This is a genomic window from Pantoea nemavictus, assembly GCF_037479095.1.
Classification (GTDB): Bacteria; Pseudomonadota; Gammaproteobacteria; order Enterobacterales; family Enterobacteriaceae; genus Pantoea; species Pantoea nemavictus.
Genome location: NZ_JBBGZW010000001.1, coordinates 1,386,816 through 1,405,152 on the forward strand (window position 1 = coordinate 1,386,816; position 18,337 = coordinate 1,405,152).

Annotated in this window: 14 protein-coding genes; 2 read left to right on the forward strand and 12 right to left on the reverse strand. The window is 57.2% G+C overall.

All coding sequences use genetic code 11. The features are described 5' to 3' along the window. Positions 1 to 120: 120 nt before the first annotated feature. From WH298_RS06225 to olsF, 5 genes are all read right to left on the reverse strand, one after another. Positions 121 to 2,964 (reverse strand): EAL domain-containing protein, encoded by a 2,844-nt coding sequence (locus WH298_RS06225; RefSeq protein WP_180822471.1) that lies wholly within the window; start codon positions 2,962 to 2,964, stop codon positions 121 to 123. 202 nt (positions 2,965 to 3,166) lie between these two features. Beyond that, positions 3,167 to 4,909, reverse strand: a complete 1,743-nt coding sequence (locus tag WH298_RS06230) for an ABC transporter permease (RefSeq protein WP_180822472.1) — start codon at positions 4,907 to 4,909, stop codon at positions 3,167 to 3,169. 2 nt (positions 4,910 to 4,911) lie between these two features. Beyond that, entirely contained in the window at positions 4,912 to 5,901 is a 990-nt protein-coding gene (locus WH298_RS06235; RefSeq protein ID WP_180822473.1) for an ABC transporter substrate-binding protein, read from the reverse strand. Positions 5,902 to 5,925: 24 nt separating this feature from the next. Then, complete coding sequence (locus tag WH298_RS06240) at positions 5,926 to 6,993, reverse strand: ABC transporter ATP-binding protein (protein ID WP_180822474.1); 1,068 nt, start codon at positions 6,991 to 6,993, stop codon at positions 5,926 to 5,928. A gap of 179 nt (positions 6,994 to 7,172) precedes the next feature. Then, entirely contained in the window at positions 7,173 to 8,873 is a 1,701-nt protein-coding gene (gene olsF, locus WH298_RS06245; protein ID WP_007893205.1) for a bifunctional ornithine lipid synthase OlsF, read from the reverse strand. A 210-nt stretch (positions 8,874 to 9,083) separates the two neighbouring features. On the opposite strand from olsF, the gene WH298_RS06250 reads away from it, so the two are divergent. Then, positions 9,084 to 9,767: a response regulator gene (locus WH298_RS06250; RefSeq protein WP_235440713.1), complete on the forward strand. Its 684-nt coding sequence runs from the start codon at positions 9,084 to 9,086 to the stop codon at positions 9,765 to 9,767. 72 nt (positions 9,768 to 9,839) lie between these two features. On the opposite strand, the gene WH298_RS06255 is transcribed toward WH298_RS06250, so the two are convergent. The 5 genes from WH298_RS06255 to WH298_RS06275 all read right to left on the reverse strand — a co-directional run bounded on the left by WH298_RS06255 (position 9,840) and on the right by WH298_RS06275 (position 14,444). Beyond that, positions 9,840 to 10,544: a proteasome-type protease gene (locus WH298_RS06255; protein WP_007891878.1), complete on the reverse strand. Its 705-nt coding sequence runs from the start codon at positions 10,542 to 10,544 to the stop codon at positions 9,840 to 9,842. Between the two features lie 20 nt (positions 10,545 to 10,564). Continuing rightward, complete coding sequence (locus WH298_RS06260; RefSeq protein ID WP_180822475.1) at positions 10,565 to 11,365, reverse strand: transglutaminase family protein; 801 nt, start codon at positions 11,363 to 11,365, stop codon at positions 10,565 to 10,567. Continuing rightward, a complete protein-coding gene (locus tag WH298_RS06265) occupies positions 11,362 to 12,291 on the reverse strand; it encodes an alpha-E domain-containing protein (RefSeq protein WP_180822476.1) in 930 nt (309 codons plus the stop codon). The genes WH298_RS06260 and WH298_RS06265 overlap by 4 nt, the downstream gene beginning before the upstream one ends. Then, the gene (locus WH298_RS06270; protein WP_007891881.1) at positions 12,285 to 13,724 is read right to left on the reverse strand and encodes a circularly permuted type 2 ATP-grasp protein; all 1,440 of its coding nucleotides are present in this window, start codon (positions 13,722 to 13,724) and stop codon (positions 12,285 to 12,287) included. Before WH298_RS06270 ends, WH298_RS06265 begins: the two co-directional genes overlap by 7 nt. 111 nt (positions 13,725 to 13,835) lie before the next feature. Next, complete coding sequence (locus WH298_RS06275) at positions 13,836 to 14,444, reverse strand: cupin domain-containing protein (RefSeq protein ID WP_180822477.1); 609 nt, start codon at positions 14,442 to 14,444, stop codon at positions 13,836 to 13,838. A 321-nt stretch (positions 14,445 to 14,765) separates the two neighbouring features. Between WH298_RS06275 and WH298_RS06280 the strand changes: the two genes are divergently transcribed. Further along, positions 14,766 to 16,114 (forward strand): IS3 family transposase gene (locus WH298_RS06280; RefSeq protein WP_180822478.1). Its coding sequence is split into 2 segments (ribosomal slippage): positions 14,766 to 15,222 and positions 15,222 to 16,114, totalling 1,350 coding nucleotides; the frame shifts between segments, so codons are not numbered across the junction. 430 nt (positions 16,115 to 16,544) lie between these two features. On the opposite strand, the gene lafU is transcribed toward WH298_RS06280, so the two are convergent. Both lafU and motA read right to left on the reverse strand, forming a co-directional pair. Then, entirely contained in the window at positions 16,545 to 17,474 is a 930-nt protein-coding gene (gene lafU / locus WH298_RS06285) for a putative lateral flagellar export/assembly protein LafU (RefSeq protein ID WP_009128191.1), read from the reverse strand. After that, positions 17,474 to 18,337, reverse strand: a complete 864-nt coding sequence (gene motA / locus WH298_RS06290; protein WP_180822479.1) for a flagellar motor stator protein MotA — start codon at positions 18,335 to 18,337, stop codon at positions 17,474 to 17,476. Before motA ends, lafU begins: the two co-directional genes overlap by 1 nt.

The following is an 18,337-nucleotide window of genomic DNA, read 5'->3' on the forward strand; positions in this document are numbered from 1 at the left end:
CAAAACAGCAAACGCCCGACATGTCGGGCGTTTTTTTATGGCTGCGTTCAACATTGCGCAATAAATTGCGCCGCTACACTACATGCACGAATCTGTAGCGGCGCGATTGATCGCGCGATTTTAATCCAGCTCTTTCAAACGCAGTTCCGATGGCTGTGGACGCCCAAAGAAATAGCCCTGGAACAGCGTACAGCCCTCTTCGCGCAGCTTGGCGAACTGCTCGCTGCTCTCCACACCTTCGGCGGTGATCTGAATATCCAGGCTGCGGCTCATGCCGGTAATGGCGCGGATAATCGCCAGCGCCTCGCGGCTGTCGCCCATATCGTTGATAAACGACTTGTCGATTTTGATCTTGTCGAACGGGAACGAGCGCAAATAGCTCAGCGATGAATAGCCGGTGCCGAAATCATCCAGCGCAATCTGCACGCCAAGGGTTTTCAGGCTTTGCAGCGTGCGGATATTGCCAAGCGTATCGTCCAGCAGTACCGATTCGGTGATCTCCACTTCCAGCCGATGTGGCGCCAGCCCTGATTCCCGTAACGCCCCTTCCACCACCGAAACCAGCGAGCTGTTCTTGAACTGCAGCGGCGACAGGTTAACCGACACCGATTGTTGCGTGCCCCAGCTCTGCGCTTCGCGGCAGGCTTCATACAGCGCATACGCGCCGAGCATATGGATCAAGCCGGTCTCTTCAGCAATGGGGATGAAATCATTCGGCATGATCAGCCCCTTAATCGGGTGATGCCAGCGCATCAGCGCTTCATAGCCAATAATGCCTTTCTCGTCGGTGATCGGTTGGTAATAGAGTTTGAGCTGGCGACCGGTGATGGCTTCCCGCAGATCGTTCTCGATCACGCGACGGCTGCGCGCCTGATCGTCCATCTCCATGGTGAAGTGCTCGAAGCGGTTACGCCCATTGCGCTTGGCTTCATACAGCGCCATGTCGGCGCAGCGCAGCATATGTTCCGGCGTATTGGTGGCTTGCGAGGTCAGCGCGATGCCAACGCTCAAGCCCACCGACAAGTTATGCCCTTCCACGTTAATCGGCGGACGAATCGCTTCGATCAAACGTTGTGCCACCACCGCCGCTTCATCTGCGCTGCGCACATTCGGCAGCACAATGGCAAACTCATCGCCGCCGATGCGGGCCAGGGTATCGTGATCGCGCAGCGCAGTTCGCAGGCGCTTTGCCACCACGCGCAGCAGGTCGTCACCAATCTGGTGGCCGAGCGCATCGTTGACGTTTTTAAAGTTGTCGAGATCGAGACACAGCGTGGCGCTGGTGTGGCCGTTCTGGTTATCCACGCGCAGCGCTTCGCTCAGCTTCTGGCGGAACAGCACGCGGTTTGGCAGGCTGGTGAGGTTATCGTGGTGCGCCATATGGCGGATGCGCGCATCGGCTTCGCGCTGGTCGGTCACATCTTCCACAATCAGCATCACGTAGTTCTGCCGCATATCTTTGCCGCTGATGGTGGTGGCGCGGGTATGCAGAATGCGCTCGCCGCCGGCGGTTAGCATCAGCTGTTCGCGCGCATGAATACCTTCGCTGCGCAAGGCCACATCCGCCAGACTATTGAAGTAATCCCCCAGCTCGGCCGACATGCACTCATGCGGACGTTTATGCATGATCAGCGCTTTATTGACGCCAAACAGCTGCTCTGCTTTGTCATTCACCATCAAAATTTCGCGGCTGATGGCGTCTTCAACAATCACGCACGACGGAATATTACTGATGATGGTGTCGAGGAAGCCCGACAGCTCAGACATCTTCGCGCTCTGCGTCTGCGCTAAATCGCGCGCACGCAGCAGCTGCTGCTCATTCTCACGCCGTTCAGTGATATCGCGGGTAATTTTGGCGAAACCAATCAGTTTGCCGGTTTCATCGTGAATGGCCTCGATAACCACATGCGCCCAAAACGCCGAGCCGTCTTTGCGGTAGCGCCAGCCCTCATCTTCGAAACGGCCGGTTTTTAACGCAATCCCGAGGTTGGCTTCAGGCGAGTTAGCATTGCGTTCGGCGGAGCTGTAAAACACCGAGAAGTGCTGACCGACAATCTCATCAGCGATATAGCCTTTGGCGCGCTGAGCACCACTATTCCAGTTCACCACGCGGCCCTGCACATCCAGCATATAGATGGCGTAATCGCGCACGCCCTCCACCAGCAGGCGGAAGTTTTTCTCCTGCTCATGCTGTTTGCGCAGCAGCGCCTGCTGCTCAGTACAATCGCGGGTGATTTTGGCGTAGCCGATCAATTTACCGGCATCATCGCGAATCGCATCAATAATCACGTGCGCCCAGAACGCGCTGCCATCTTTGCGATAGCGGTAGCCTTCATCTTCGAAACGGCCAGTTTTAAACGCGGTGGTAAGGTTTTTTTCCGGGATGTGATTGAGGCGATCCTGCGCGCTATAGAAGCGTGAGAAGTGCTGTCCGACGATCTCTTCGGCCAGGTAGCCTTTCGCGCGCTGGGCGCCTACGTTCCAATTTTCAACGTTGCCGTCCAAATCGAGCATGTAGATGGCGTAATCGCTGACGCCCTCCACCAGCATGCGAAAGCGCTGCTCCTGCTCGCGCTGTTTACGCTGTTGTTCCTGCTGTTCGGTGCAGTCGCGGGTGATTTTGGCAAAACCTAACAGCTCGCCATACTCATCCCGAATCGCGTCGATCACCACATGCGCCCAAAACGCGCTGCCATCTTTGCGATAGCGCCAGCCTTCGGTTTCGAAGCGCCCCGTCGCTGTCGCCCCCGCCAGCCCGCGCTGCGGCGCGCCGTTTTTACGATCGTCTTCGCTGTAGAACAGCGCAAAATTCTTCCCAACAATTTCATCGGGCGTGTAGCCTTTGGCGCGTTGTGCCCCGGCGTTCCAGTTCGCCACGGTGCCATCGGGTTTGAGCATGTAAATGGCGTAATCCACCACGCTCTGCACCAATAATCGGTACATGACGTCAGAGTTATTATTCATTGTTATTCGCCTATTGCTGGCCTGGTATTATTCAGAAATATTAAGAAAATTCTTAATTAGCATGCAGACTTAAGCGCAAATACGCAGCGCTGACAAGCGCTATTCATCCACAGACAAATGTTGGTAGGTCAGTTATCGGCAGTGGCGAGAAAATGTTCAGCGGGATACTTCAGCAATCAGCAACTGTTGACGGTAAAAACCGTTATGCCTGCCACGGCAAAACGCCCTGCGGCAGGCGGCGCGTCAGCCTGCTAGCAAGCGCCATTAATAAGAAAACCACGAGGATCATCAGGCAGCCCACCGCCGCCGCCAGCGAAGCCGATCCGCCTTCATCAAGAAACACGATGGTCGGTCCGATAGTTTGCGTTTGCGAGGTCACCAGCAGTATCGAGACCTGAATCTCATTCAGCGCCGTGAGAAATACCAGTACGCTGCCGGCCAGGGCCGACGGCGCCGCCAGCGGCAGTAAAATATCGCGCATGCGGCGCATGAAACCCGCACCGCACAACCGCGCTGCTTCATCCAGCGCCGGTTCCAGTTGCGCAAATCCCGCCAGCGTCGGACGCAACACCAGTGCGAGAAAGTTCGCCAGATAAGCGGCAAGGATGATCCATACCGTGCCGTACAGCGAAATATTGATCATCGGCAGCGGACGCAGAAAGAACAGCATCGCCGCCACGCCGGTGACAATGCCCGGCAGCGCGTAGGTCAGTTCACTTGCCAGCCACAGGCCGCGCACTAATTTGCTGCGACGCCAGCTGAGGAAGTAAGCGAGAAACAGCGCGCAGAAGGTCAGCAGCAGCGCCGTTAGCGTGGTCAAGCCCAGGCTGGTGAGAAAAGCGTGACGCACCGCCGGATATCCCCATAACGCGGCGCGGAAGTTCTCCAGCGTCAGGGTTTGCCAGCTCAGCGCCTGGCCGAAACCACGAGTTAATGCGGTGATCAGTAAGGCGCTGAGCGGTAATAGCAAGGTCAGCGCCATCCACAGCCAGGCGACGCCGGCAATCGCCATCCGGCCACGCCCCAGCGATTGCTGCCACACACGCGGCGCACCGTTGACGCGCACATCATGTCGCCCACCTAACCACGCGCTCGCCGCCATGCCCGCCAGCGTAATCACGGCAATCAACAAGGCGTAAACGGCGGTATTCGGCAGCGCACTCGGACCAATGCCATTCAGCTGTTGATACACCAGCGTGATCAGCGTCGGGACGCGCGCCGGAATCCCCAGCATCGCCTGAATGCCGAAGTTGCCTGCCGCCGCGACAAAGGTCAGCGCGGCACCGGCAAAAATCGCCGGGCGCGCCAACGGCAGCACAATGGTGAACAGTATGCGCGCGCGTGACGCACCGCTGGCCTGCGCCGCTTCCACCAAATCGGCAGGTAAACGGCGCAAACCCGCGCGCACGGTGAGAAACACCAGCGGCGCATTATGGGTACCCAGCAGCAACACCATACCGCTTAAGGAGTAGAGCGGCTGTTCGCCCGGCGCAAACCACGGCCATCCCAGACGGGCAAACAGCAGCGCCAGCGGACTGCCGGGCGCCAGCGCCTGCAGCCACGCCAGCGCCGTCACCTGCGGCGGAATCATCAGCGGCAGAATAAAGGCAAACACCCAGGCGGTTTTGCCGCGCATATCGCTGAGTGCCACCAGCCACGCGGCGACCGTGCCCAGCAGCACCGAGATAAGGGTCGAACTGAGCGCAATGAACAAGGTATTGAAGCTGGCGATCAGCACGCGATCGCTCGCCAGCAGACGCGTCAAGCGCGCCAGATCCGGCACGCCGTGCGGCGCAATCGCGGTCCACACCAGCCGCAGCAGCGGCGCGACCGAGAGCAGGCCAATCAATAGCACCAGCAGCGCCAGGATGAGCCGTTCGCTGTTAAAGCCCAGGCGTTTAGCGCCGCGCGCCGTGCTGCGCCATTCGTTGCTCACCACGCTCATGATTAGCCGCCAAACAGCGCGGTAAACTGGTCGCGCACTGCGGCGTCTTCTTTAATCGCTTGCGCTACGTCCGGCGACAGCAGCTTAATTTTGTTGATGGGCGTGAAACCTTCCGGCGCCGCGATGCGATCGTCAACCGGACGGTTGCCCTGCTCAACCACGAGTTTCTGGCCCGGCTCGGACAGCAAAAAGTTCACGAACGCTTTGGCGGCAGGCAGGTTATGTACCGATTTCATGATCGCCACCGGTTCGGTGACGTAGGAGACGCCCTCTTGCGGATAAACCAGATCAACCGGCGAGCCCTTTTTCTTCGCCAGAATCACGTCGGCGTCGGTGATGATGCCGTATTTATCCAGCCCGCTGGCCACCGCCTTCAGCGCCGGACCGTTGCCGCCCTGCGGCGCAACACCCAGCGCCGCCAGCTTTTTATAGAAGCTCCAACCAATTGACGGCGTGTTGATATCGGTGTGCAGCTTGTAGAGCGCCGCGCCGGAGTACAGCGGGCTTGGCACCGCGATCTGGCCTTTATTGGCTTCGACCGCCAACGCACTCCAGCTGTCAACCGGCTGCGCGAGCTGGGTGTTATACGCAATCACCGTGGCGATAATTTTGGTGCCAAAGAAGGTCTTGTCCTGGTCGTAGAACGACGGATTGATGTGGCTGAGCGGCGCATCGCTGTAGGTGTAGAGCTGGTTCTCATTTTTCAGCGCGCCAAGGTTAATGGCATCGGCAATCAGCAGCACGTCCGGTTTGGCCTGGCCGCTCAGCATTTCGGTACGCAGTACGTTCATCAACTGCGTGGTGCCGTTGCGCGTCCACTCCACCTGCACATTGGGATAAGCGGCCTTGAATGCATCCATGGTTTGCTGCGCAATCTCCGGCGCTTGCGAGGTGTAGACCACCAGCTTGCCCGCTGGCGCCGGTTCGGCATGAGTGACGGCAGAAACCAGTAAACCGCTGGCTAACATCAAAACGTTGAAGGTAGTACGCATCGCATGTCCCTGAGTAGAAGAAGGTTAAGAAGGAAGAATCCAGCCGTCGCGCAGCGCCACACCGAGGGTCGCGTCGACAGCGGGTAAAGATTGATCGGCCAGCAGCAGCGTGAGGCGGGATTCGGGGGCAGCCAGCGGCGTGACGTTGAGCTGATGATGGCCGCCGCGATAGATCACCCGCTGTACGCGAGCGGCAAATTGCGGCTCGCCGGGCTGCGCCAGACGAAAATCCACCGCGTGGAAACTGGCCTGCGCCTGCGGCTGCGGACGCTGATGTGGCGCACAGCGTAACGCCATGCGCACCCCAAACAGCGTGGCAAAGGCGCGGCCCTCGCCGAGCGGTTCAACGTCGCTGATGGGCAGAACTTTGCCGTCATCAATAAAGCGCGCGACCATGGCATTCGCCGGCTCGCGCCACAGCGTTTGCGGCGTGGCGAACTGCATTACGCGTCCGCCATCCATCACCACAATGCGATCGGCCAGCGCCATCGCTTCATGCTGATCGTGGGTGATGTAAAGCAGGGTGGCGTGACTGTGGTGATGGAAGCGGCGGAACTCCTCTTCCATGGTAGCGCGCAGATGGACATCGAGGTTCGCCAGCGGCTCGTCGAGCAGCACCAGCGTCGGCTGCGCCACCAAACAACGGGCGAGCGCCACGCGCTGACGCTGGCCGCCGGAGAGATCGGCAGGACGACGTGCCGCGAAGTGTTCTAATCCCACCAGCTCCAGCGCCTGCTGGGTGCGGCGCTCGCGCTCAGCACGTGCTACGCCGTTCACCTTCAGGCTGTAGGAGACATTCTCCGCCACCGTCATATGCGGCCACAGCGCGTAGCTCTGGAACACCACGCCAAGCTGACGATCTTCCGGCGGCAGATGCACGCCCGGTGCGGCAAAGCAGCGATCGCCAACGTGGATTTCGCCGCCATCGGCGGTTTCGAAACCGGCCAGCAGGCGTAGCAGCGTGGTCTTGCCGCAGCCCGACGGGCCCAATACGGCGATAAATTCTCCCTGCGCAATCTGCAGCGAGATGTCTTGCAATACCGGCTGCGCCGCAAAGGATTTGCACAGCCCGCGCAGTGTGATTGACGCCATGTTTACGGCCTTTCTCTGACAGTCCGGCTAAGACCCTACGACACTCAGATGACAGCGCCGTGACATCATTGTCCGCCCAGGTTGTAGCGGCGCAATTTATTGCGCGTTCTCCAGGAGAGCGGAGTGTACAGAGCGCGATAAATCGCGCCGCAACGAGGACGTGCGTGCTGCAAGCCGATTCACAGATGCATCCCGATATAGCGCTCATAGCGCGCGGGCTTCACGCGGGTGAGATCCACCAGCACCAGGCCATCGATGCAGTTATTGAAATCGGGATCGCTGCCGAAATCGATAAACTGCACGCCGCCCGGTTCGCACACCTCGGAGTACTGTTTGTAGAGCGTAGGAATGGCAGTACCGAGATTGGCCAGCAGATGTTTGAGACGCCGCAAATCTTCGCTGTAGTTATCGCCGGTGAACTGGGCCAGCACTTCTGGCAGCGATGCCGGATAGGGACGACGTGAGGTGGCCAGCGGCAGTTCGGTGGGGAAGTAGAGGCGATAAAACGCCACCAGCAGATCGCGTGCCGCCAGCGGCATACCGCCGGAAATCGAGACCGGACCAAACAGATAGCGAGTTTCCGGATAGCGGGCGATGTAGGCACCGATGCCCATCCACAGATAATCGAGGCCGCGTTTGCCCCAATAAGCGGGCTGAATAAAACTGCGCCCCAGCTCCAATCCCTGATTAATGATCGGCAACATGCGCGCGTCGTAGTGGAACAGGCTGTCGCTGTAAATCCCCTCCAGCCCACGGCGCGCCAGCTGTTCGGCACCCGGAATAAAGCGATAAGCACCGACGATCTCCAGCGCATCGTCATCCCACAGAATCAGGTGATAGTAATCATCATCGTATTTATCAAGATCGCGACGGCGACCGCTGCCCTCGCCCACCGCGCGGAACGCGACTTCGCGCAAACGTCCCAGTTCACGCAGCAGCGGTACCCAGCTGGCGCCGTTGCGCCGCCACAGATAGATCTGTTTGCCATCGGGCAGCGTGCCCAGACGCTCGCTCTCCATGAGCGCTTTTTTCAGTTCGGCGCGATCTTCAGGACGCGCAATCGCCGCTTCGGTCTGGAACAGGCCGCGACGGCCCTGACCAATCCGGTAGAGATGTTTGCGCAGCCGCTTCGCCAGCTCTTTGCCCGGCGTGTGGCCATCGTGCCAATTGGCAAACGGGATCTGCTCGCCGATATGCAGTTTGATGCGTGACCCGCGCTGGCGGAACATCTCGCGTACCAGCATTAACAGCGCCAGCGGCGAGGCGATTTTGGCCGCCGCGTAGAACGCCAGGCTGTTACGGCCCACCACGTGCACCGGCACAATCGGCGCACGGGCGCGGGCCGCGAGGCGCAGGAAGCTGTGATGCCAGTGACGATCGCGCACGCCACGGCTGGAGAGGCGCGACACTTCGCCCGCCGGGAAGATAATCAGCACGCCCTGATTATCAAGATGCTGCTGCATGCGCGTGAGCTGCTCGCGGCTGGTGCGGTTGCCCATGTTATCCACCGGCAGCATCATGTTGTTGATCGGCTCCAGCATCATCAACATGCGGTTAGCCACGATTTTCACATCGCGCCGCACCTGTGAAACCGCCGCCAGCAGCGCCAATCCATCCAACGCACCGAGCGGATGATTCGCCACAATCACCACCGGCCCGCGCGTGGGGATCTGCTCTAAATCACGCTCACTCAGTTCGCAGCGCACATCCAGGTGATCCAGCACTTGCTCCACCATGTCCACGCCTTTGAGGTGGCGATAACGCGCGGCAAATGCCTGGAATTCATGCTCGCGAACCGCCCATTTCAGCGCGCTTTTTTGCCAGTTCGCCGCCTGATGACCTGGCCAGTAACTATCGAGAAGCTGATCAACTGAAAACATCATTCACCTTTTATGCGCAGCGGTTTATCGCCTCGACGTTAAAACGGCTTGTTTTCAGATTTATGACTCGTGTCCTGTTACGGCGGAAAAAAAAGCAACGTGCTTTGTTCTCGCACATAAAATCGATCAATTGATCTTAAATTCCCAAATTCAAGACAGAGCTTAAATCTTATTGTTAAGCCCCGTGAATTAATCTGGTCACACCTCTGGTTGTGTTTTTTTTATGGGTGTTTTTCACCCTTGGGTTTTTTCTTTTTTTTCTGGGCTACACATATGATTCATTCGGTATTTATTGTTGATGACCATCCGTTAATTTGTGCGGGTATCCAGGCACTTTTAGACTCTTATCACTATGCAATTGTTGGCATTGCGCAGAAAGGAGATATGCTGATTACCGAGCTGCACCAGCTGCGTCCAGACGTCCTGCTACTCGATCTCACCATGCCCGGCCGCGCCGGCATTCCGCTGATTGCCGATATTAAACGCGCGCTTCCTGAACAGAAAATCATCATATTTACCGCCTCAGAAAGTCTTTTTTATCAACGCTGTTGCCTGCAATTAGGCGTTGAGGGTTATGTCTACAAACGGGGGGAATTAGACACGCTCATTACCGCCATAAAAGAAGTCGAGCGCGGTAATCGTTTTTATCCGGTGACCCATGCCGCCGCGGATGCCGGAGAATTGATCGAGAGCGAGAAATTGATGAGCCTGACGCGACGCGAATTGGTGGTGTTAGTTAAACTGGCTTCGGGGATGAGTAATAAAGAGATCGCTTCGCAATTACAGCTGAGCAGTAAAACCGTCAGCACTTATAAAATAAAAATCCTGCGCAAATTAGGATTAAAAGGGATTAGCGGTATTAATATGACCGCCAAACTCAATGCGCTGATTTAATTGCGCGGTAACACGTTTTCTTATCTCATCATCGTTGCCTGATACGTAGGGTCGCCATTCATGGCGACCTGGTTACAACTTCAACGGGGGCAACTGCGAAAACACGCTCAACAACCCTTTGCTCCACAGCTGGCGAATCTGCGAATAATAGGGATGCTGTTCGGTGATGTGATATTGCTCGCTGTCGCTAAAACTGTCGCTGCGATACACCATCACATCCAGCGGCAGGCCAACGGAAATATTACTCGCCAGCGTAGAGTCCATCGAAATCAGCGCGCACTGCATCGCCTGGCTTAAGGGCGTTTCGTAGCGCAACACGCGGTCAATAATCGGTTTACCGTATTTGCTCTCACCAATCTGGAAATAGGGCGTATCGACGCTCGCCTCAATGAAGTTGCCCTGCGGATAGATCTGAAACAGACGTGGCTCCTCGCCGCGAATCTGGCCGCCCAGCAGCAGCGTGCCGCCAAACTCCTCGCCATCGCGCTTAATCACTTCACGCAGCGTTTCACCCACCATCAGCGCAATGTCATACAGCGATCGTCCATTCAGCAGATTGGGCTGATCGCCATCGCCGTTGTTACGTCGCAGCAGGCTCAGCACGCTCTGCGTGGTCGCCAGATTGCCAGCGCTTTGCAGCACCAGCGTGCGCTCATCATCCACCTGAAACACATGCAATTTACGGAACGAGGAAATATGATCAACGCCCGCGTTGGTACGTGAATCGGAAACAAAAATCATCCCTGACGATAAACGCATTGCCACACAATAAGTCATAGTTAAGCCTGCCAAGAAAATTACTGCTGCCCGTGCACCTGCAGCACCGCAGCCACCGCCAGCATATCTTCACCGCCGCCGCCCAGTCGCATACCGCGCACCGGACACGCATCGAGATAATCCACGCCGACTGCCAGCCGCAAATGCTGGCGCGTGCTACGGGTATTATTGGTGATATCAAAGCTGTGCCAACTGCCATCCAGCCAGGCTTCAACCCAGGCATGAGTGGCGACGTGCTCCACGTTTTCAGTATAGAGATAGCCGCTGACATAGCGCGCCGGAATCCCCAGGCTGCGACAGCAGGCGAGAAACACGTGACTGTGATCCTGGCAAACGCCGCTGCCGGCAGCAAATACTTTCGCCGCGTTATCACTCACCTGGGTGCTGCCGGGACGATACGGCATCTTCAGCAGCAGTTCATCCATCAATTTTTCCAGGCTGGCCAGCGGCTTTTCCGGCCGCCAGTAGCGCTGAGCAAACTCGCGGATTTCGGCATCGGGCTGGGTCAGCGGCGTGGCGCGCAGAAACACCAGCGGCGACAAGGCGCATTCCGGATCGGGCGCCCATTCGCCGGCATCAAGAATCTCCACCACGCCACGCGCCGCGATATCGAGCTGCTGATGCGGCGTATCCAGCGTCAGCACATGCATCACATTGCCATAGGCATCTTGCGTGCAGGTAGCTGCGCACGGCAGCTCCAGATCCCACGAGATAATCCGTTGATGCACCGAGTTTTGCGGCGTCAGGCGCAGATACTGGGTACTGAGTGTCACCTGCTGCTCATAGGCGTAGCGGGTTTTATGCTCGATGTTCAGTCTCATTTCGCCTCCAGATAGGTGTGATTGATGCTGTCTGCCAGCGCGTTGAGGCGCGTCAGGAAAGCCGTGAGCCAGTGCGTTAACCCTTCCTGCGTCAGGCTTTCCCAGGTGCTGAAACGCATCTCCGCCAGCAGCACGGTGATCAAATAGCGCGGTCGATCTTCCCCGCTGCTGCCGAGCTGCTCCAGCTGCGTAGCGATCTCATCAATGCAGGAGTGCAGCGATCGCGGGCTTTCGCTGCGCAGGATCAGCATCTCATTCACCAGATCCGGCAACAGCTGCTGCTTGAATATGGCGTTATAGGCTTCGCGGGCGGATACCGCGCGCAGCAGGGTGTCGAGGCGATAATATTCACGTACCGAATCCGACTGCTGCTCCATCAGTTGCTGATTGACACTCAACAGACGCGCGGTGCCGTCGCTGCGCTCCATTAATGTGCCGATGCGGATAAAGCTCATGGCATCGCCGCGTAGCAAGGTGCCGAACATCGCGCCGCGAAACAGGTGCGAGCGCTCTTTAACCCAATCAAAAAAGCTATCGGCATTGGCGCTGGTGATGCCGCGCCGCCGCGTGTTGCGCATCTCGATCCAGGTCGAGTTGATGCTCTCCCACACTTCCGATGACAAACTGCCGCGCACCGCATGCGCGTTGTTCCACGCCTCCTGCCAGCAGCTGAAAATGCTGCACGGATTGCGATCGTCAAGCGCGAAGAAGTTGAACAGCTGCGACATAGTGAAGCGACCGTTGAGGGTTTCGAACAGTTCACGCGTGCCGGTGAGGTTGAGCGGCAGCAGCAGATCTTCACCCTGATTACCGCGTACCGGCATTAACGACAAACGGTTGGTGACATCCAACACGCGAGCGAGTTGTTCTGCGCGCTCCAGATAGCGCGCCATCCAATAAAGGCCACTGGCCGTGCGGCTTAGCATGATGCGTCATCCTCCAGAACCCACGTGTCCTTGGTGCCGCCGCCCTGCGACGAGTTCACCACCAGCGAACCTTCGTTGAGCGCCACGCGGGTTAAGCCGCCAGGCACCAGCCGGATATCCGCGCCACACAGGGCAAACGGCCGCAGATCGATATGACGCGGCGCGAGGCCGTTATCAATAAAGGTTGGGCAGGTAGAGAGCGACAGCGTGTCCTGGGCGATGTAGTTTTCCGGCCGCGCTTTGAGGCGATCGCGGAAATCACTCAGCTCCTGCTGGCTCGCCACCGGGCCAATCAACATGCCGTAGCCGCCCGCGCCGTGCACCTCTTTCACCACCATTTTCGCCAGGTTGGCCAGCACATAAGTCAAATCCTGTGGTTTGCGGCACTGCCAGGTAGGAACGTTATTCAGGATCGGCTCTTCATCGAGGTAGTAGCGGATCATCTCCGGCACATAGGGATAGATCGACTTATCATCAGCGACGCCGGTGCCGATGGCATTCGCCAGCACCACGTTGCCGGATCGATACACTGACAGCAGGCCCGGCACGCCGAGCATCGAATCCGGACGGAATGCCAGCGGATCGAGGAAAGCGTCATCGACGCGGCGATAAATCACATCAATTTTGCACGGGCCCGCGGTGGTACGCATCATCACCGCGCCATCCTTAACAAACAGATCGGCGCTCTCCACCAACTCCACGCCCATCTGCTGCGCGAGGAAACTGTGTTCGAAGTAGGCGCTGTTAAAGCGGCCCGGCGTGAGCACCACCACCACCGGATCGTTGACCGGCGAGCTTTCACGCAGCGTTTGCAGCAGATGAGAAGGATAGCGTTCCACCGGCGCGATGTGGCGCTCGGCGAACAGCTCCGGATAGAGGCGCATCATCATCTTACGATTCTCCAGCATGTAGGAGACGCCAGATGGCGTGCGCAGATTGTCCTCCAGCACGTAATATTCGCCGTCGTTATTGCGCACCATATCTACGCCGACGATGTGCGCGTAGATATTGCGATGCAGATCGACGCCGTGCATGCAGGGCTGATATTGATCGTTCACCAGCACCTGCTCGGCGGGTACGATGCCTGCTTTGAGGATGAATTGCTGATGGTAGATGTCATGCAGAAAGGCGTTGAGCGCCTGCACGCGCTGGCGAATGCCGCGATCGAGCATCGCCCACTCGCTAGCAGGAATAATGCGCGGCACGCTATCGAAAGGAATTAAACGCTCTGCCCCGCCGTCGTCACCGTACACGTTGAAGGTGATGCCGACGCGATGAAACAGCAGTTCCGCCTCTTCGCGCTTGCGCGCCACGGCATCTTTGTCCGCCTGTTGTAACCATTCCCAGTAATGCTGGTAGTGAGCGCGGTGTTGGCCATCGCTCAGCAACATCTCATCATAGAAGTGCGGTGCTATCTGGTAGCTTTCTTTCATGATTTACCCGGCGCTTGTCAGAGGACATCACTCTCTCCTGCACAAACTGTGCCAGAGGCTTGCCCCGGCATGGCACACGCGCCGCGCGGCTGGAAATGGCGAAATTGCACTTTACTGGTGCATCAGCTGCTGCGCGATCGGCAGCCAAATCTCCGTCATCGCGCCTTCGCCACCGGTAAACGGATCGCGCTGCGGCAGTGGAACCTGCTGGATCTTCTCCTTCGACGCACGCAATCGCGACGGCTCATCGCGCATGGTTTCAGGAGACATTCCTTCAGGATAGGCGCCAACGGTGAAAAAATCCTCCGAGGCAAACACCTGCTTGTGGCCGACGCCAGCGGGAATCAGCACCGCATCGCCTTCGCGCAGCGTCACCATGCGGCCGCTATCGCCGCCAAACAGCACCTCCGCCCAACCGGCCGCTACGCCTAACACTTCATGGGTGTTGGGATGATAATGGGTGTACGGGAAGATCGGCGAACGCCAGGCGGCGGGCCAGCCGTTGCGGGTAAAGGTTTTTTCAAACCAGGCGGCGCTATCTTCCGCTTCATCTTCATCCGGCACGATCCCGGGCCAGATGATCAGCGGCAGCGGGCTATTGGGCACGCCACCGGAGGGCAGCGACAGCATCAAATGTTGCGGATTGCTGGACGATCCCGCGGAAAAGGTACCGGCGGCGAAAGACATCAGTAACAGCAGGCTGGAGTGGTTGGCAGTCATACTCTTTCTCCGGTTAAACACGATGCTTAATTGTGGCTTACCCAACCCACAATGCAATGTGCGCCCGCCAACAAAATTCACACAAAAGAATGATTTAGCTAACTAAAGCCAAATTACTGCGCAACATATTTAACATGATGTGCCGGCGTTAATTCGGTCGCCATCAATGGCGTAATGCCGATCAGTTAAGCGCTGAGCGACTTTCGTTCGCCATCGGCTGAGGCAGTTTCATCTACGCCGTGCGGCGACCGAGAAGAGGGCGTCTGGGCTGAACTGAACCCCGGATCCTGGACTTATTATCCAGAATCCGGAGATTTAAAAATGAAGCATCCTTTTTCTGTCAGGCTTGCAGCCGTCACAGAGTATCTGTCCGGTAAATCCACTCTTGCCGAAACAGCGCTTCAGTTCAATGTTGGGCAAACACCGCTAAGACGCTGGGTACGTGCTCTCAAGCATCAGGGAGAGGAAGGACTGGTCCCCCGGCGTCCGCGTATTTATCCTCCTGAATTCAGGTTAAGCGTTGTTCGTTATGTTCTTGATAATCGATGCAGCAGCGCGGATGCTGCAGCACACTTTGGTATTCCTAATGAGACAGTGATCCAGAACTGGTTGCGTAAATACCGGGCGGGAGGCAGTGTGGCACTTACTCCATCCAGAACCGGCCCTGCCATGATGAAAAAGAGTGCTCCTGACGACAAACCCCTTACCGAAATGACGCACAAAGAGCTGCTCAAAGAGCTTGAGTACCTGCGGGCAGAGAACGCTGTTCTAAAAAAGTTGAAAGCCCTGAGAGAAGAAAAGGCGCTCGGGGCTCAGCAGAAAAAACAAAAATAGTGTGCTCATTACTGCCTGAACATAGGCTTGCCAGCCTGCTACGGGCTATCGGTCTGCCCCGCAGCTCGTACTACTACCATGTCTCAAAAGACGCTACTGAAACCGACCGGTATGCCGCTGTCATACCGGTGATGACTGCACTTCACAGAAAGCATTCCGCCCGTTACGGCTATCGGCGTATGACGATAATGCTCAGACGAGAAGGCTTCACGCTGAATCACAAAACGGTACGAAAACTCATGAAGCAACATGGGCTGACATGCCAGATTCGCCGCAGAAAATACCGCCCGTGGATGAATGATGGCAACAAATCCTCAGCCAATCTGCTTTCCCGCCACTTTGAGGCAGAAAGAAGTGGTATGAAATGGTGTACTGATGTCACTGAGTTCAGGGCTGGAGGGGAAACGCTGTATCTTTCGGTCGTTCAGGATCTGTTCAACAGGGAAATAGTGGCCTGGGAAATGTCGACAAGGCCAGCCCTTAGTCTGACGTGTAAAATGCTGGAGAAAGCGTTGAAAACAGGCCTCCAGAAAGAGGGGATAATGCTGCACAGCGACCAGGGTTGGCAGTATCGAACGCCGATGTGGCGTTCCATGCTGGCAGAAGGTCAGGTATTGCAGAGCATGTCTCGCAAAGGCAACTGTCTGGATAATGCAGTGATGGAAAACTTCTTCAGCCACCTTAAAGTGGAAATGTATCATCGTAAAAAGTATGAGTCTGTTAATGCACTGAAGCGGGATATAGACAGGTATATCCGGTATTACAACTGTGAACGCATTAATCTTAGGATGGGAATGAGCCCGGCAGAATACCGGGCAATGAAAGAAAACCAGTAAAAGGTGTCCAGGTTTTGGGGTTCAGTTCATGGGCCACGCCCTCTTCACTCCCCGGCCCTGCGCCAGCCCATCCCGCCGCTACGCGGTGCCTTCGCTCCCTCACGATTCCTGACGGACCGGCGGCGATTCGCTCCTGCTCAGCGCCGCCTCTCGCCGCATCCCTGCGGCTCGCCCTGGAATCCCTCACTCGCTCAGCGGGCTGGGATGTCGCCTCAACACCCGCGCTGCAGCATCAATGCTTATCCCTGAATCATCATTGCTGTAACGCCTGTCGGGTCGCCATCAATGGCGCCCCTACGCTGGGATCGAGTGGTTTTGTCGGGGCGACATTTATGCGCACCTGGCCGCAAGGCGCATGGATTTCAGGCAAAAAAAAACCGGTGGATTTCGCCACCGGTCGAATCAAAGATGATTCAAAGGCACTGACAGGTTATCGCAGGCGTTCAGCGATGGGTTTTACGACGTTCTCCCCTTCGCGGCCATAAAATTGGAACAGGGTTTCGGCTGCTGCATCGGTTAATACCAGAATCTCGATGCGGCGGTTGCGCGCACTCATTGGATCCTCTCTGTCACGCGGCATGCGTGATGCCATGGCATTGACTTGCAATACGCGCGCACTCTCCAGCCCGCCACGCTCCAGCGCACGGCGCGCCGCCAGCGCACGATCACCAGACAGGTTCCAGTTGTTGTAAGCCGCATTACCGCTGTATTGCGCGGCATCGGTATGACCGCTGATCATGATTTTGTTGTCGATGCGGTTAAATACCGGACCGAGTTCCGTCAGCAGTTTCTGGAAGAACGGGGTTAACACCGCGCTACCGCGCGGGAACATCATGCGATCCTGATCGTCCTGAATCAGGATGCGCAGGCCCTGCGGCAGGGTTTCCAGCATCAGATAATTTTGCGCGTGATAGCTATTGATCAACTGCTGGATCTGGCTCTGTAACAGCGTCAGTTCGGCATCAGAACGCGATAATACGCTGTCTAAATCTTCCTGCGGCTTGCTGCCGCTCTCCAGCGTGTTATCCGCCGGTGAAGCGCTAACGGTCGCACTCTGCGTCGGCGGTGAAACCGCGAGGGTTTCGCCAATGATCGACGATCCCGCTGAGCCCATGGACTTCTCGACGTCAAACGGATTGAAGCCGGAGCCCTCAAACACCGACGTGCCGTTCAGCTGCGCCACAATCTCTTTGCGCTCGTCTTCGGTCACCGCACCCATAATCCACAGCACCATAAACAGCGCCATCATCGCCAGGGTAAAGTCGGCAAACGCCACTTTCCACGCACCGCCATGATGAGCGTGGTGCGCCTTCTTGCCGCCGCGTTTGATGATGGTGGTGTGATGCGCATTGTGTTTCATTACGCACCTTCAGTGAGCTGATTGACCCAGCCATCCAGCGTGGCAAAGGTCGGCTTGGTGTCGAGCGGCAGCATTTTGCGACCTGCATCCACCGCCAGCAGCGTGGGTTTACCCGCCACCTGATTGACCAGCACGGTACGAATACACTCCAGCACCGCCAGACGTTTTTTCTGGTTCTGCTCCATGGCGTTGGCTAAAGGATCCATCAGGCAGTAGCAGAAGAATACGCCGAGGAAGGTGCCCACCAGCGCAGCCGCCACTTTCACGCCGATCAAGGCAATGGAACCGTCGATGGACTGCATGGTAATGATGATGCCAAGTACCGCCGCACAGATACCAAAGCCCGGCATCGCTTCAGCGGTACGCTGCATCGAGCGGGACGGCTTCAGCAGCTCTTCTTCCACCGCCTGCAGCTCTGATTCAAGAATGCCTTCCAGCTCGTGCTCATTAATCTTGCCCATCGCCATCAAACGGAAGTTGTCCGAGACGAAGGAGATAAAGCTACGATCGGCGAGGATCAGCGGATATTTTTGGAACAGCTCGCTGTTTTCCGGCACTTCGATATGCGCATCCAGCGCTTTCAAACCGCCGTCCTGCACCAGCTCCAGCAGCTCATACAGCAGCATCAGCAACTGCTGCTGAAACTCTGCGGTGTAGATATTGCCTTTCACCGTGCCGCGCACCTGCGCCCACATATCTTTCAGTACGCTTTTGGAGTTACCAATCACCATGGCACCCGCGCCCGAGCCGAGAATGATCAACAGCTCGCCAGGTTGCCAGAAGGCGCTCAGCAAGCCACCGGCGTGCGTATAGCCGCCAATCACGCTGCCCAGCACCACAATCAGTCCTAATAGTTTCTGCAT